Raw genomic sequence first — 16,258 nt, 5'->3', positions numbered from 1 at the left:
ATCGCAGGCTACGCCAGCGCCACGGGGAGCGTGCCGACGCCGTTGACGAAGTTCGACGGCAACCAGCTCACCGGGCCCGTCACCGTGATCGCCGACACGCTCGCCCGCAGCTCGGTCAGCAGCGCGCGGATCTCGGCCCGGGCGAGCTGGGCGCCCAGGCAGAAGTGCGGGCCGTGACCGAACGTGAGGTGCCGGTTCGGCGTCCTGCCGACGTCGAACCGGTCCGGGTCGTCGAAGACGGCCTCGTCACGGTTGGCGGACACCGTCCACAGCGCCACCACGTCATCGGCCGCGACCTGCCGCCCGGCCAGCTCCGCGTCCCGCGTGGCGATCCTCCCGACGTGGGCGGCCGGGGTGGTCCAGCGCAGGATCTCCTCGACGGCCGGGTCGACGAGCGCGGGGTCCTCGCGCAGGCGCGCCCACTCCTTGTCGTACGTGGCCAGCGCCAGCAGCCCGCCGGCCATCGCCAGACGGGCCGTCTCGTCGCCGCCGATGATGAGGTTGTAGCAGTTGAGCAGCACCTCCTCCTCGGTCAGGTCGCTGCCGACGAGCAGGCTGATCACGTCGTCGCCCGGCGCCCGCCTGCGCCGGGCGGCCAGGCGCGTGTAGTAGAGCAGGATCTCGCTCTGGGCGATCATCGCCGCCGGCGGCGCGCTCCCGGCCTGCTGTCCGGCCTGCTGTCCGGACGGGGTCTCGCCCAGCATGGCCTCGCCGGTCAGTTCCAGCACGCGCTGCCGGTCCTCCTCGGGGACGCCGAGCAACTCGCAGATGGCACGCAGGGGCACCTGGGCGGCCACCTCCGCCACGAAGTCGCCGCCGCCGCGCCGTACGAGCGCACCGAGCAGGTCGCGGGTGGCCTCCTCGATCGAGCGCGTGACCGGGCCGAGCGCGCGCGGGCCGAAGCCGGGCGCCAGCAGGCGGCGCAGGCGGGCGTGCCCGGTCCCGTCCGTGACGACCAGCATCTTGCCCGCGCCGGGATCGTGCCCGCGAAGGAGGGTCCGCAACATGTTGCCCTGGAGCGAGCTGAACGTGTCCGGGTCGCGTACGACGCGCAGCACGTCGGCGTGGCGGGTCACGCTCCAGAACCGCCCGTGCCTGCGCACCGGGTCGTGGGCGCGCAGCCAGCGCCACACGGGGGTGAGGTCGTGGGCGGCGTGCAGCGCGGGATCGAGCAGGTCGAGCGCGTCGATCCCGGCCGGGTCCGGGCTGGGCCTCATGATTCGAGCTCGTCCAGCAGGTCGCCGAGCGGGTCGTCGTCCGGGTCGCTCAGGACGCGGGAGATGAGCTCCTCCAGCGGCAGCTCCTCCAGGAACAGCTCGATGGGCGCCTCCAGGCCGAAGCGGTCGCGCAGCTCGCCGGCCAGGAAGACGGCGGTCAGGGAGTCGCCGCCGACGGCGAAGTACGTCCTGGTCAGCTCCTCCCTGCTGGGCAGGTCCAGGGTGGTCAGGAACAGCTCGGTCACCGCGGCCTTCATCTCCTGCGGCTGTTCGGGTTCGGGAGGTGGCGGGGCGCCGACGGTGAGCGCGCCGTGGTGCTCGCCCGCGAACGGGTACGTGGGCAGGTGGACCCGCCGCCCGCCCGTCTGCGGCCAGGCGACGTCCCCGCCCCGCACCCACGCGTCACCCGGCGCGGAACCACCGCCGCCCGTCGCCTCCCCGCGCGCGGCGAGCGCCTCCAGCGCGGCGGCGGCTTCGTCGAGGGTCGTGGCGACCACGTAGGCGCGGGCGTCCAGGGCGGCACGGCCCGTGGCCAGGGTGTGGGCGACGTCGGCCGGCGAGGGTGCGCCGGGCGCGCGCAGCGCCTCCGCCAGCCGGCCCGCCGCCGTGGCCAGCTGGGCAGGGGTGCGGGCCGACAGCGGCAGCACCAGGGGCGGCCCGCCTTGCCCACGCGCAGGGGCCGGGGCGGGGGGTTCTGACAGGACGACGTGGACGTTCGTGCCGCCGATGCCGAGGGACGAGACTCCGGCGAGGCGCGGGCCGGTCGCGGGAGGGGCCCACTCCGTGGTGGTGGTGAGCAGGTGGAAGGGGGTGGAGTCGAGGTCGAGGTCGGGGTGGGGGCGGGTGACGTTCACCGTGGGGACCATCGTGCGGTGCCGGAGCATCAGCGCGGCCTTGATCAGCCCGGTGACGCCCGCGGCCGCGTTCAGGTGGCCGACGTTGGACTTCACCGAGCCGATCGCGCACCCGGACGCGCCGGCGAACGCCGCGGCGGCGGCCGCCACCTCGATCCGGTCGCCGAGGTCCGTCCCGGTGCCGTGCGCCTCGAGGAACTGCGCGTCCGCGGGTTCGAGACCGGCCGCCGCCCACGCCTCGACGATGGCGGTCGTCTGCCCGTCCACGCCGGGCGCGGTGAACCCCACCCGCCCGGCGCCGTCGTTGCTGAGCGCCGTGCCGCGGACGACCGCGTGGATCGCGTCGCCGTCGGCCAGGGCGTCCTCCAGGCGTTTCAGCACCACCAGCCCGACGCCGTTGCCGCCGACGGTGCCCGCCGCCTTCTCGTCGAAGGGCCGGCACCGCCCGTCGGGAGAGAAGATGCCGCCGGGCTCGTACAGGTATCCCCGCCTGTACGGCGAGTCGATCGACACGCCGCCGGCCAGCGCCAGGTCGCACTCGCTGAGCAGCAGCGCCTGGACCGCCATGTGCACGGTGGCCAGCGACGTCGAGCAGGCCGTCTGCACGGTCATGCTGGGCCCGGTCAGGTTCAGCCGGTACGACAGCCACCCGGCCATGAACTCCCTGTCGGTGAACATCCGCACCTGCAGGGGCCCGAGCCGGGCCCGCAGTCCCGGATCGAGCTGCGCGGCGAGCGCGTGGTCGCTGGGCTCGCCGCCCACGTACACGCCGGTCCTGTCGGGGGCCGCGCGCGGGTCGTACCCGGCGTCCTCCAGCGCCGACCAGGCCGTCTCCAGCAGCTGCCGCAGCTGCGGATCCAGGGCCCGCGCCTCCGCCGCGCCGAATCCGAACAGCTCGTGCTCGAACCGGTCCGCGTCCGCCAGGAAGCCCTTGGACGGCACGTAGCCGGGATGGCGCAGCTCGTCGGCGGGCACGCCGTCGGCCAGCAGCTCCTCCTCGTCGAAGTCGGCGATCGAGCAGACGCCGTCGCGCAGGTTGGCCCAGAAGCCGGCCACGTCGCGGGCTCCGGGGAAGCGGCCGCTCATCCCCACGATGGCCACAGCAGGTGCGTCGGTCATTCGTTACCCTCTCTGTGCGTTCCTGCGCGCGGCAAGCCGTTCGCGCCTGCTCCGGCCGCGCAGTCTCGCCGCGCCGACGTCCGCCCCGGCCGGAGAACCAGCCGGAGAATCGGCCGGAGAACCGGCGGGGGAACCGGCGGGGCGGTCCAGCCGGTCGGCAAGGGCGGCGACCGTCGGATGCCGGAAGAGGTCGACCAGCTTGAGCCCGCCGTCCCTGCCGCGCTCGCGCAGCGCCGCCAGGACGGCCAGCAGCCTGATCGAGTTGCCGCCCAGGTCGAAGAAGTTGTCGTGCGTGCCGACCCGCTCCAGGCCGAGCGCCTCCGCCCACACCTCCGCCAGCAGCCGCTCGGTGTCCGTGGCCGGGGCGACATAGGGGCGGCCCAGGTCGGGGCGGGCCGGCGGCGGCTCGGGCAGCAGCGACCGGTCCACCTTGCCGGACCTGTTGACGGGCAACTCCGGCAGGAGGACGACCGAGTCGGGCACCATGTAGCCCGGCAGCCGCTCGCCGAGCCACGCCCGCAGCCGCGCGGCGGGTGGCGGCTCGCCGTCCGCCACCACGTACACCGCCAGCCGGTCACCGCGCGCGGACGCCGCCGCCACCGACACCCCGGGGTGCGCCGCGAGGACGGTCTCGATCTCGCCCAGCTCCACGCGGAAGCCGCGTAGCTTGACCTGCGTGTCGACCCGGCCGAGGTAGGACAGCACCCCGTCGGCGTCGTACCGGCCGAGGTCGCCCGTGCGGTACATGCGCTCGCCCGGCGGCCCGTACGGGTCGGCGACGAAGCGCTCCGCGGTCAGCCCGGGCCGGTTGGCGTAACCCCTGGCCATCCCCGATCCCGCCAGGTAGATCTCCCCGGTCACTCCCACGGGCACGGGACGCAGCCGCTCGTCCAGCACGTACGCCCGCCCGTTGGCCACCGGGCGCCCGATCACCACGGGCCGCCCCGGCGACAGGTCGGCCGTGGTCGCGTAGACGGTGGTCTCGCTCGGCCCGTACGCGTCCACGATCCGGCGCCGCGGCGTGGCCCAGCGCTGCACCAGCTCGGCCGGGCACGCCTCGCCGCCGACGGCCAGCGTGCGCAGGTCCGGCAGCGCCGTCTCGCGGGCGCCCGGCGGGCAGGGCAGCGACATGGCGGCCGACGGCGGCAGGAAGGCGTAGGTGATGCGGGAGTCGCGCAGGCGGGCGTACAGGTCCTCGCCGAGCCGCTCGCACTCGGCCGCGATGTGCAGTTCCGCCCCCGCGACGAGGGAGAAGAACACGTCGGACACGGCCACGTCGAACCCGAACGACACGTACTGCAGCACCCGGTCGTCGCCGGTCACGGGGAACTGGTGGCGTACGGCGGCGGCCAGGTTCAGCAGGGCCCGGTGCTCGACGGCGACGCCCTTGGGGGTGCCGGTGGAGCCGGAGGTGTAGAGGATGTAGGCCGTGTTCGCGGGTTCGGGCCGCGCCGCGCGCACCGGCCCGACCGGGGGGAGGGGGTCGTCGCCGTCCGGGGCGGCCACGGGCACGCCGAGGTCCACGGGCTCGGTCGCGATCAGCAGCCGCACCCCCGCGTCGCCGATCATGAACCTCAGCCGGGCCGCCGGATGCCCGGGGTCGAGGGGCACGTACGCGCCTCCCGCGCGCAGCACGGCGAGCGCCGCCACCACCATGTCCGCGCCTCTGGGCAGGCAGAGCCCCACGGGGATCTCCGGCCCGACGCCCGCCGCGCGCAGCCGGCCGGCCAGCCGGTCGGCGCGCTCCAGCACCTCCCGGTACGTGAGCGCGGTGGCGCCGCAGACGAGCGCCGTGGCGCCGGGGCGTTCCGTGGCCCGTTCGGCCACCAGGTCGGGGACCAGGCGGGTGCCGGTGGGGGCGGCCGTGCGGTTCCACCCCTCGACGATCAGGCGGCGGTCCGCCGCGGGGAGGAGGCCGGCGGTGCTCACGGGCTGGCCGGGTTCGCCGAGCAGGGCGTCGAGCAGCGTCGCGAAGGCGCGTGCCCAGTGGCGTACGGTCTCCCGGTCGAACAGGTCGGCCCGGTAGACGAGGTGGGCGGCCAGCTCGCCGGCCCGCCGCTCGATGTTCATGAGCAGGTCGAACTTGGCGTCGTCCAGCAGCAGCTCGACGCGCTCAGCGGTGGCGCCGGGCAGGTCGAGGGCCAGCCGGGTGTCGTCGTCGTAGGCCAGCATCACCTGGACGAGCGGGTCGTGGCTCAGCTCCCTGCCGGGGGCGAGGGCCTGCACCACGGCCTCGAACGGGGCCTCGTGGTGCGGCCGGGCCGCGAGGAGGCGCTCGCGCACCTGGCCGAGCAGGTCGAGGAACACGGGGTCGTCCGACAGGTCGGCACGGACGGCGAGCGTGTTGACCAGCAGGCCGATCATGCCCTGGACGTCCGGGTGGTCGCGGCCGGCCACCGGGACGGCGATGACCAGGTCCCGCTGGCCGCTGATCCTCGCCAGGAACGTGGCGAACGCCGCGAACATCACCATGTACGGCGTCGCGTTCCGCTCGGCGGCGACCTCGGCCAGCCGCTCGCGCGTGCCGGGGGGCAGCGGGACGCGTACGACGCCGCCGGCCGCCGACTGCACGGCGGGGCGGGGCCTGTCGGCGGGCAGGGCGAGCGTCGTGGGGGCGTCCTTGAGCGTCTCCGCCCAGAACGCGACGGACTCGTCCAGGGCGTGCAGCCGCTCCCGCTGCCAGACGGCGTAGTCCGGGTACTGCGGCGCGGGCTCGGCCGGCGCGGCGTGCGCCGGGGACCCGCCGGGGGAGGTGAGCCGCCGGTAGGCGCCGGAGAGCTCCTCCAGCAGCAGCCGCAGCGACCAGCCGTCGCACACCAGGTGGTGGACGGTCAGCAGCACGAGGTGGTGCTCGTCGCCGAGGACGTACACCACGCACCGCAGCAGCGGCCCCGCCTCGACGTCGAACGGCGCCGCCGCCTCGGCCCGCAGGCGCGCGTGCGCCTGCGCCGCGGGCACGTCCCGCTCGACGCGCAGCGCGGCCTTCCCCTCCTCCGCGACGACCTGCAGGTAGCCGCCGTCGTGCGGCTGGAACACCGTGCGCAGCGACTCGTGCGCGGCGACCACCGCGTCCAGGGCCGCGCGGAACGCCTCGACGTCGAGGCGCCCGCGCACGGTGAAGGCAACGGGCACGTTGTACTGGGCGGTGCCGGGGTTGAGCTGGTCGAGCACCAGCATTCTGGCCTGCGCCGGCGACACGGGGAACTCGTACGTCTCCATCACGACTCCCGGAGGATCGGCTCGATGACTGCGGCGATCTCGGCGGCGGGGCCGGGCCTGAGCAGGTCGCTGTGCCCGCATTCCAGGTCGTGGACCCGCACGTGGCGGGCGGAGCCGCTCCAGCGTTCAGCCTTGACCGCCGAGTCGGCGCCGCCGGGCTGGGCGGTGGCCGAGAACAGCAGCACCGTCCCGTCATAGGGGGGCGGCCGGTAGGTGACGGCCAGCCGCAGATGCCCGGCCACCGTGGCGGCCACCGCCGGCAGGTGCTCGCCGGGCAGCCCCGACAGCGGGCCCTCGCTGCCGCGCACGGCGGCGAACACCCGCTCCCGCTCCAGCCGCCCCGGCTGCGCGTAGGGGTGCAGCGTGCGGGTGCGCAGCAGGATGGTCAGCGCCTCCTGCTCGACCTCGTCAGGGTCGGGCTCCACGCCCGGCGGCCAGGGGACCGCGTCCAGCGAGGCGACCAGCCCCACCTGCCGGCCGTCCTCCCGCAGCCGGGCGGCCATCTCGTACGCGAGCAGCCCGCCGAACGAGTGCCCGAGCAGCAGGTACGGCCCCTCCGGCCGGACCGCCAGCAGCCGCGCCAGGTAGTCGTCGGCCAGCTCCCGCATGGTGCCGGGCAGCCGCCAGGCGCCGTCACCGAGCACCGGCGACTGCAGCGCGTGCACCGGCCGGTCCCTCGGGAGGTGGGGGAGCAGCGCGGTGTACGACCAGCCGATGCCCCGGCCGGGGTGCACGCAGAACAGCGGCGCCCGCTCGCCCTCGGCCCGCAGCGTCAGCAGCGGCGACAGGTCCAGCTCGGCCGGGGCCCGATCGGAGCGCGCGTCGAGGCGGATGGCGAGCTCGGCGGGCGTGGGGGCCTCGAACAGGGCGGCGATGGAGGTGCGGACGCCGGTCGCGGACTCGATCGCGGCGGTGAGCCGCATGGCCAGCAGCGAGTCCCCGCCGGAGGCGAAGAAGTCGGTGTCCGCGCCCGCCTCCGGCAGCCCGAGCACCTCGGCGAACAGGCCGCACAACTGCTTCTCGCGCGCGGAGCGCGGCTCGGCGGGGTCGTGCGGGCTCGCGGCGGGCCGGGTACCGGCGTCCTGACGGGCGGCGGGCGGCCCGGGAAGCGGCCCGTCAAGCGGCCCGGGAAGCGGCCCGTCAAGCGGCCCGGGAAGCGGCCCGGGAAGCGGCCCGGGAAGCGGCCCGGGAAGCGGCCCGGGAAGCGGCCCGGGAAGCGGAACGGCGGGCAGGGCGGCGCGGTCGACCTTGCCGTGGGGGGTGAGCGGCAGGCGGTCGAGCGGCACGTACTGGGCGGGGAGCAGGTACCTGGGCAGCCGGGCGGCGGCGTGCGCGCGCACCCGCTCCAGCGATCCGCCGGGCACCACGTACGCGACCAGCCGCCGGCCGCCTCCGGGCGCGTCGGCGGCGGCGACGACCGCGCGGGTCACGTCCGGCGAGCTCTCCAGGACGGACTCCACCTCGCCGGGCTCGATCCGGTGGCCGCGGATCTTCAGCTGGCCGTCGGCCCGTCCGGCGAACTCCAGCTCCCCGCCGAACGTCCACCGCGCGAGGTCCCCCGTCCGGTACATCCGCCCGCCGCTCGCGAACGGGTCCGCCACGAAGCGCTCCGCCGTCAGCCCGGGCCGGCCGAGGTAGCCGCGGGCCAGGCCCGTCCCCGCGATGTACAGCTCGCCGACGACGCCGGTCGGGGCCGGGCGCAGGCGCGCGTCCAGGACGTACACGCGCGTGTTGTCCAGTGGCCGGCCGATCGGCACCGGTCCGCTCCCTGGGCCGCTCCCCGCGGGATGGGCGGTGGCGAACGTCGTCGTCTCCGTCGGGCCGTACCCGTTGACGACCCGCGCGCCGTGCCGCGCCGCCCGGCGGACCGCGTCCGGCGGCAGCACGTCGCCCCCCGCCCACACCTCGCCCGCCGCGGCCAGCGCCGCGGGCGCGAGGTCGGCCACGGTGCGGAACAGCTCGGCCGTCAGCCACACCGCGTCCAGCCGGCCGTGCAGGATCGTGTCGGGATGGAGCGGGCCCGGCGGGGCGATGACGACGGTGCCGCCGTTCAGCAGCGGCGCCCACACCTCGTACGTGGCCGCGTCGAACGTGTGCGGGCTGTGCAGCAGCACCCGCCGGTGCGCGGCGAAGCGCCGGTCGGCGGCCAGCTCGGCGATGTTCCCGTGGGTGACGACGACGCCCTTGGGGGCGCCGGTGGAGCCGGAGGTGTACATGACGTAGGCGGCCGAGGCGGGGTGCACGGGTTTCGGCGGGACACCGTCCCCGTCTCCGTCGCCCTCCACGGTCAGCGGGCTGGTCAGCACGGTGCGGGCGCCGCTGTCGGCGATGAGCCGGTCGAGGCGGTCGCGCGGCTGCCCCGGATCCAGCGGGACGTAGCAGCCGCCCGCCTTCAGCACCGCCAGCTGGGCGACCACCAGGTCAGGCGAGCGGTCCATGAGCACCGCGACCGGCGCCTCCCGGGCCACGTCGAGCCCGGCCGCGACCTGGCCGGAACGGGCGTCCAGCTCGGCGTAGGTGAGGGTGAGCCCGCCGTGCTCGACGGCCACGGCGTCCGGCGTGCGGGCCGCCTGCGCCGCGAACCGCTCGGGCACCGATCCGCCCGCCGGCGCCCGCGTGGCGCCGTTCCAGGTGACGAGAAGCCGGCGCGTCTCCGCCCCGGGAAGCACGTCGCCGCCCTCCGAGCCCTCGGCCACCCTCTCGAACGCCCGGGTCAGGCGGGCCGCGACGGCCTCGGTCTCGGCGCGGCCGACCAGGTCGGCGCGGTGGCCGAGCCGCAGCCACAGCCGCTCGCCGGCCACGACCGTGACGGTGAGCGGGTAGTGGGTGGCGTCGCGCACCTCGGTCAGGCGGACGCCGGAGGAGGCCAGGCCGTCGCGAGGGTAGTTCTCGAAGGCCAGCAGCGTGTCGAACAGCTCGCCGGCGCCGCGCCGCACGTCGGCGAGCCGTACGTGGTGGAAGGCCGAGAGCCGGGCCTGCTCGTCCTGCAGGCGCTCCAGCAGGCGGGGCTCGCCCGTCCTGACCCGGACCGGCAGCGTGTTGACGAACAGCCCCACCATCGACTCCACGCCCGCCAGCTCCGGCGGGCGGCCCGACACCACCGTGCCGAAGACCACGTCCGAGCGCCCGGTCAGCCGCGCCAGCACCAGCCCCCACGCCGCCTGCGCCAGCGTGTTGACGGTCACGCCCGACCGGCGCGCCCGCCGGCGCAGCGCCTCGCTCAGCTCCGCCGTCAGCTCGGTCTCCACCGTCCCCTGCCGCATGCTCGCCGCGCCGTCGGCCGGGCTCGCGCCGGGCCGCAGCAGGGTCGGCCCCGGCAGGTCCGCGAGCGCGTCCCGCCAGGCCCGCGCCGCCCGCTCGCCGTCCTGGGCCCGCAGCCAGGCCAGATAGTCCCGGTACGGCGGCGCGGGCGGCAGCGTGCCCGCCCCCGTGTAGAGGGCGGCCAGCTCGCTCGCCAGGATCGGCATCGACCAGCCGTCCACCAGGAGGTGGTGCAGGGTCAGCACCAGCTCCCGCCGGCGCACCAGGGTGGCGCGGACCAGCGGCGGCCGGGTCACGTCGAACGGGCGCAGCAGGTCGGCCTCCAGGATGCGTTCCAGCTCGGCGTCCGACGGCGGGTCCACCTCGGTCCACGGCAGGTGCACCCGGTGCGGGACGAGCTGCACCGGCCGGTCCAGTCCCTTGTGGCGGAAGCAGGCGCGCAGATTGGGGTGGCGGCCGAGCAGGGTCTCCACGGCCGCCCGCAGCCGGGGCGGGTCCGCCGGCTCGTCGACGGCGAACCTGGCCTGGACGACGTACGCGTCGTCGCCGCCGTACAGGGCGTGGAAGAGCAGGCCCTCCTGCGCGGGGGAGAGCGGCAGCACGTCGGCCAGCGCGCGGCTCACCAGTCGCCGTCCAGGTCCGCTTCGAGCGCCTCGACCTGGCTCTGCGTCAGCTCGACGAGCGGGAAGTCCGAGCTCGTCGCGCCGCCCTCGCTCGCCCGCCCGGCCAGCTCGGCGAGCGCGCCTGACCAGAGCCCGGCCAGCTCCCCGGCGCGCTCCGCGCTGATCGCGCCGGCCGCGTAGGACCAGCTCGCCACCAGCCGGGCGCCGTCCTGGCCCGGCTGGGCGACGGCGTCCAGCTCCACCGCGTACGCCATCGGCGCCTCCGGCATGCCGGCCAGCTCGCCGTCGAACCTGCCCAGGTAGTTGAAGCGCAGGTCGGCGGCGGGCAGGGCGGCGAGCCTCGGCGCGGTGTCCCGGTTGAGGTGGCGCAGCAGCCCGTAGCCGAGCCCGCCCGACGGGATGGCGCGCAGCCGTTCCTTGATCCGCTTGAGCGCGGCGGCGGGCTCTCCCGCGGCGTCCAGCCGCACCGGGTGCTGGGTGGTGAACCAGCCGACGGTGGTGGAGACGTCGGCGTCGTCGGTGAAGGCGTCCCTGCCGTGCCCCTCGACGTCGACGAGCACCTCCGTGCCGCCGCGCCAGCGCGCCACGGCGAGGGCGAGGGCGGTCAGCAGGACCTCGTCCGGCCCGCAGTGGAAGGCGGCGGGCAGGTGGGTGAGGACCTGCTCGGTGAGGTCGGCGGGGAGCCGGGTGGTGAGGGTCGTGCGCGGGCCGCCGCGTCCCTTCCACCCCAGCGGCAGGAGGGTCGCGCCGCCCGCCGCCATCTCCTCCCAGAAGGGCAGCTCCGCCACCCTCCCGGGACGTTCCGCCTCGGCGGCCAGCAGGCGGGCCCAGCGGGCGAACGACGTGCCCCGCGCCGGCCCGCCGGAGCCGGGCGAGCGCAGCAGCGCCTCCAGCTCGGGGCCGAGCAGGCGCCAGGAGACGCCGTCCACGGCGAAGTGGTGCGCGGTGACGACCAGCCGGTCGGGTGCGTGCCAGACGGCGGCCAGCATCCGCCCGCTCCCGGGATCGAGCGCCGCACCCGCGTCCGGCCGGGACGCGGCGTGCGGGTCCGCGCCGGGCGCGTCGCGGGCCGGACCGGACGGGCCCTGGCCCGGCCCGGCGGCCACGCGGCTGAACGGGACCTCCGGCGCCTCCTCCGGGGGCAGGACCTCCAGCTCCCACTCCGCGCCCGCGCCCGCGCCCGCGTCCACGTCCTGGGCCGTGTGGCGCAGCAGGCGCGTGCGCAGCGCCGCGTGCCTGGCCGTCAGCGTGCGCAGCGCCGCCCTGATCCGCTCCTCGTCCACCCCCGCGGGCACGGGCACGGCCAGCGACTGCGTGAACGTGCCGAGCGGGCCTCCGTGCTCGCGCCACCAGTGCATGATCGGCGTGATCGGGAACCGGCCGGCGGGGGAGTCGGTGACGGCGCGTACGCCGGCCCGGGCGACGGCCGCCAGCGCGGCCGGGGTCCTGGCGACGAACACCTCGCGCGGCGTGAGCCCGAGTCCCTTCGCCCTGGCCCGGCTGACGAGCTGGATCGCCGTGATGCTGTCGCCGCCCATCCGGAAGAAGTCGTCCTCCGCCCCCGCCCCGGGCACGCCGAGCAGTTCGGCGAAGAGGGCGCAGAGCGCCGCCTCACGGTCCGTGGCCGGTTCGCGCGACGGACGCCCGGAGAGCCCCGCCGCGGGCGGAGCGGGCAGCGCGGCCCGGTCCAGCTTGCCCTGCGGGGTGAGCGGCAGCGCGTCCAGCACCACCAGGTCGCTCGGCACCATCGGCGCGGGCAGCGCCGCCACGGCGCGGGCCAGGACGTCCGCGGTGTCGCACGAGCGGCCCTCGCGGGGCACGAGATAGCCGACGAGGCGGCCGTCACGCGGCGCGACCGCCGCCCCGGAGACGGACTCGTGCCCGGCGAGCACCGCCTCGATCTCGGCCGGCTCGATCCGGTGGCCGCGTACCTTCACCTGGTCGTCCGCCCGGCCCAGGAACTGCACCTGGCCGTCGGCGCGCCGGTGCGCCAGGTCCCCGGTGCGGTACATGCGCTCACCTGGCGGGCCGTACGGGTCCGCGACGAACCGTTCGGCGGTCAGCCCGGGCCGGCCGAGATAGCCCCTGGCCACGCCGGGGCCCGCGACGTACAGCTCGCCGGGCACCCCCACGGGCGCCGGCCGCAGCCGGGCGTCCAGGACGTACAGGCGGTGGCCGGTGAGAGGACGGCCGATCGGGGGGAGGCCGCCGCCGGGGGTGAGCGGGTCGCTGACGCTGGCGGCGACCGTGGTCTCCGTCGGCCCGTACGCGTTCCAGAACCGCACGCCCGCCCACGCCGACACCAGCTCCGCCGGGCACACGTCGGCGCCCGAGGCCAGCCCCCGCAGGTCGGGGTAGTCGCCGGGCGGCACGGTCGCCAGCACCGCCGGCGGGACCAGCGCGAACGTGACCCGCCGCTCCCGCAACACGCGGCCCAGGTCCGCGCCGATCAGCGGACCCGCGGGCGGGACGACCAGCGTGCCGCCCGAGCCGAACGCCATGCACAGCTCGGCCACCGAGATGTCGAAGGCCGGCGAGCCCAGCTGCAGCACGCGGCTGGAGGTGTCGAGCCCGAACGCGCTCACCAGGGTGCGGGTCAGGCTCGCGACGCCCGCATGGCCGACCACGACCCCCTTGGGGCGGCCGGTGGAGCCGGAGGTGTACATCACCCAGGCCGCGTCGTGCGCCCGGACCGCCGGCAGCGGCCCCGCGTCGTGCGCCGGGGTCGAGGGCGGCGGTCCGCCTGGCGCCGGCGACAGGCGCTCGATCGCCAGTTCCGGCAGCGCGCCCGGTTCGGCGACCAGCAGCCTCGCGCCCGCGTCCTCGATCTGGTACGCGAGCCGTTCGAGCGGATGGTCGAGGTCGAGCGGCAGGTACGCGGCCCCCGCCCGCTGCACCGCCAGGATCGCCACCACCAGGTCCACCGAACGGCCGAGCGCCAGCGCCACCACCCGCTCGGGCCCCGCCCCCCGCTCGCGCAGCGCGCCCGCCAGGCCGTCGGCCCGCTCCAGCAGCTCCCGGTAGGTGAGCCGCTCGCCGTCCGACTCGACGGCGACCGCGCCGGGCCTGCGCGCCGCCTGCCCGGCCACCAGTTCGGGCAGGCTCGTGAACGGCGGCTCCGCGCCACGGCCGCCCGCTGTGCCGTCCGTCGTGCCGTCCGTCGTGCCGCCCGCTGTGTCGTCCGCTGTGTCGTCCGCGCTGTCTTCGGCGGGGGACGCGGGGGTCAGCGGGAGCTCGCCGGGAGGTACCAGGTCGGCCGCCGACACCGGCGCGTCCGGGTCCGCCACCAGCGAGCCGAGCAGCGTCGTGAACGCCTCCGCCCAGGCCCGGACGACCTCGGGCGCGTACAGGTCGGTGCGCACCTCCAGGCTCGCCTCGAACCCGTCGTCGGCGTCGCGCACGATGCCGATCAGGTCGTGCTCCCCGCCGGTGTGCACCCGTTCGGGGTCGGCGATCTCCCGCAGCCGGGCCACGCTCTCCTGGCGGGGCAGGTGCATGAACACCCACTGGAACAGCGGCGACCGCCCGGCCACCCGCACGGGGTCGACCGCCCGCACGATCCTGCCCACGGGGACGTCGGCGTGCGCCGTCACCTCGGGGAAGCCGGCGGTGAAACCAGACAGCGACTGCGCGAACGTGGTGTCCTCGCCGAAGCGCCAGCGGATCGGGACGGAGTTCATGACGTAGCCGATGACGCGGTCCAGACCCTTGGCGGACCTGTTGGCCATGGGGGTGCCCGTGATCAGGTCGCGCTCGCCGGTCATCCGGTGCGCGAACACGGCGAACGCCGTCATCAGCACCCCGTACACGGTGGCGCCGCGCTCCTTCGCGAGCGCGCGCACGGCGGCCTCGGTGTCCCGTCCGATGCGGAAGGCGATCTGCTCGACGCCGAACTCGCCGCCGGGGGTCGCCGAGCCGACGGTGAGCGGCCGGGGCGGGTCCGCCAGGTAGCGCTGCCACCAGGCGAGCTGGGCGTCGAACACCCCCGCCGCCTCCAGCTCACGCTGCCAGCCGGCGAAGTCGGCGTACTGGATCACGGGGCGGCGCGGGCGCGGCCCGGACCGGTCCGAGGTGCGGTCGCGCACGGCGCGGTAGGCCTCGGTCAGCTCGCCGTGCAGCACGTCGAACGACCACCAGTCGGTCGCGATGTGGTGCAGCGCCAGCACCAGCGTGGAGCGCGTGCCGTCCACGGTGATGAACTGGCCCCTGATCAGCCGCCCGCCGTCGAGGTCGAACGTACGGCGGCTGAACGCGTGCAGCGCCTCCCGCAGGCCGACGCCCGTGCCGCGCAGGTCGAGCCGCTCCAGCTCGAACGGCCCCGCCGGCGGGAACTCCACCCGCAGGTCGCCCACCTCGCCCCTGATCCGCATGCGCAGGCTGTCGTGGTGGTCCTGCACGATGGTCAGCGCCGCCTCCAGATCGGCGGGGTCCACGGGCGTGTCGAAGTGGTACGAGCAGCACAGGTTGAGCGCCGCCGTGTCCGGATAGAGCGACTCGAACACCCACAGATCCTCCTGCGCCGGGCTGAGCCGCACCGGCACGGAGGGGTCGCGCGGGGGCACGACGTCGGGGATCGCCTCCAGCCTGCCCGCCGCGACGAGCCGCCGCAGCAACTCCACCCGGCGCTTCCCGTCGAGCGCGGCGAACCGCTCCGCGCTGCTGCCCCGTGACGCGGGTCTCGCGTGTCCCCCTGCTGATGTCACCGTCGATGTCACACGTCCTCCCGCAGCTCCGCGAGCCGTTCCAGCCCGGCCAGCACCTCGTTCACGCCGAGCCCGAAGTCGACGAAGCAGGCCACCTCGTCGCAGCCCAGGTCGGCCAGGTCGGTCAGGCTCTTGCGGCACGTCTCGGCGGAGCCGAGCAGGCTGCCCCAGGCCAGATAGCGCTGGAAGGCGAACTCGGCGAGCGTGCCGAGCTGCTCGTCGCTCAGCGCCGCCGCCCGGCCCGCGCCTCCCTTGTTCGCCGCGGTCTGCGCCACGTACGACCTGAGGTAGTCCTTGAGCGGGCCGCCCGCCCGTTGCCTGGCGTGCTCGTCCGTCTCGCCCACGTAGGTGTGGGCCATGAGCGTGACGGTGCCCCTGGGCGGGGAGCCGGGCTGCTCAGGGGCCTGGTCGTAGGCGTCCCGGTAGGCGCGGATCTTCCCGGCCAGCTCCTCGCGGGTCTGGCCGATGGTGGCGCCGAGGATGTTCGTCCGCGTCCGCCCGGCCGCCTCCCACGTCGCGGGGCTGCCCGAGGTCGTGGTCCACAGCGGCAGGTGATCGGAGTACGGGCGCGGCTGCGACGTCACCGTCACGGGCTCGCCCGCGCCGTCGGCGAACTCCACGGCCTCGCCCGCCCACAACCGCCGCAGCAGGGCAAGGTCGCGGAAGGCGCGCTCCCTGCGGTCCTCGTACGCGCCGGGGGCGAGCACGAAGTCCTTCGAGTGCCAGCCGGTCGCCACCGAGACGCCGGCCCGGCCGCGCGACAGGTTGTCGACGACGGCCCAGTCCTCGGCGACGCGCAACGGGTGGTGCAGCGGGAGCACGAGGCTGCCCGCCCGCACGTGGATGCGCTCCGTGGCCACGGCCAGGGCGGCGCTGAGCAGAGCGGGGTTGGGGAAGACCTGCCCGACCTGCTGGAAGTGCCGCTCGGGGGTCCAGACGGCGATGAAGCCGAGCCGGTCGGCGGCCTTCGTGATCGCCAGGATGTCATCGTATTTCGTGGCGTGGCCGACGGTGCTCGCGTCGTCCGCGCCGAAGAACATCACGCTGAGGTCCATCAGAGCCTCCTGAGAGGACTGTCGCCTTCAGACGATGGGGGAATCGGGAGCGGGCGGGCCGCCGAGGCCCGAGCGTTCAAGGGCAGAACCTCAGACACCGTCGCCTCCTGCGGATAGGATTGTGCTTGTGCTTTCGGGCATCGGTCAGGGCTTGGCCGTCGTCTCCCGCGTAAGCGGGGCGAGAAGCCGCTTTCTTCAGGGAGCGGA

General features: G+C 76.0%; 6 protein-coding genes. All 6 read right to left on the bottom strand.

Annotation, left to right across the window (positions count from 1 at the left end):
- Window positions 1–8: 8 nt before the first annotated feature.
- From ABGA98_RS27670 to ABGA98_RS27645, 6 genes are read right to left on the bottom strand one after another with little or no spacing between them, the layout of a single operon-like run.
- A complete protein-coding gene (locus ABGA98_RS27670) occupies window positions 9–1,217 on the bottom strand; it encodes a cytochrome P450 (RefSeq protein ID WP_347621334.1) in 1,209 nt (402 codons plus the stop codon).
- Window positions 1,214–3,190: a beta-ketoacyl synthase N-terminal-like domain-containing protein gene (locus ABGA98_RS27665; protein ID WP_347621333.1), complete on the bottom strand. Its 1,977-nt coding sequence runs from the start codon at window positions 3,188–3,190 to the stop codon at window positions 1,214–1,216. The genes ABGA98_RS27670 and ABGA98_RS27665 overlap by 4 nt, the downstream gene beginning before the upstream one ends.
- A gap of 3 nt (window positions 3,191–3,193) precedes the next feature.
- The gene (locus ABGA98_RS27660; protein WP_347621332.1) at window positions 3,194–6,409 is read right to left on the bottom strand and encodes an amino acid adenylation domain-containing protein; all 3,216 of its coding nucleotides are present in this window, start codon (window positions 6,407–6,409) and stop codon (window positions 3,194–3,196) included.
- Entirely contained in the window at window positions 6,409–10,293 is a 3,885-nt protein-coding gene (locus tag ABGA98_RS27655; RefSeq protein WP_347621331.1) for an amino acid adenylation domain-containing protein, read from the bottom strand. The genes ABGA98_RS27660 and ABGA98_RS27655 overlap by 1 nt, the downstream gene beginning before the upstream one ends.
- Window positions 10,290–15,008: an amino acid adenylation domain-containing protein gene (locus ABGA98_RS27650; RefSeq protein WP_347621330.1), complete on the bottom strand. Its 4,719-nt coding sequence runs from the start codon at window positions 15,006–15,008 to the stop codon at window positions 10,290–10,292. Before ABGA98_RS27650 ends, ABGA98_RS27655 begins: the two co-directional genes overlap by 4 nt.
- Window positions 15,005–16,051: a MupA/Atu3671 family FMN-dependent luciferase-like monooxygenase gene (locus ABGA98_RS27645; protein WP_347621329.1), complete on the bottom strand. Its 1,047-nt coding sequence runs from the start codon at window positions 16,049–16,051 to the stop codon at window positions 15,005–15,007. The genes ABGA98_RS27650 and ABGA98_RS27645 overlap by 4 nt, the downstream gene beginning before the upstream one ends.
- Between the last annotated feature and the right edge of the window lie 207 nt (window positions 16,052–16,258).

It is taken from the genome of Nonomuraea sp. B1E8, assembly GCF_039871515.1.
Classification (GTDB): domain Bacteria; phylum Actinomycetota; class Actinomycetes; order Streptosporangiales; family Streptosporangiaceae; genus Nonomuraea.
This window is presented reverse-complemented; position numbering and strand designations above follow the sequence as displayed.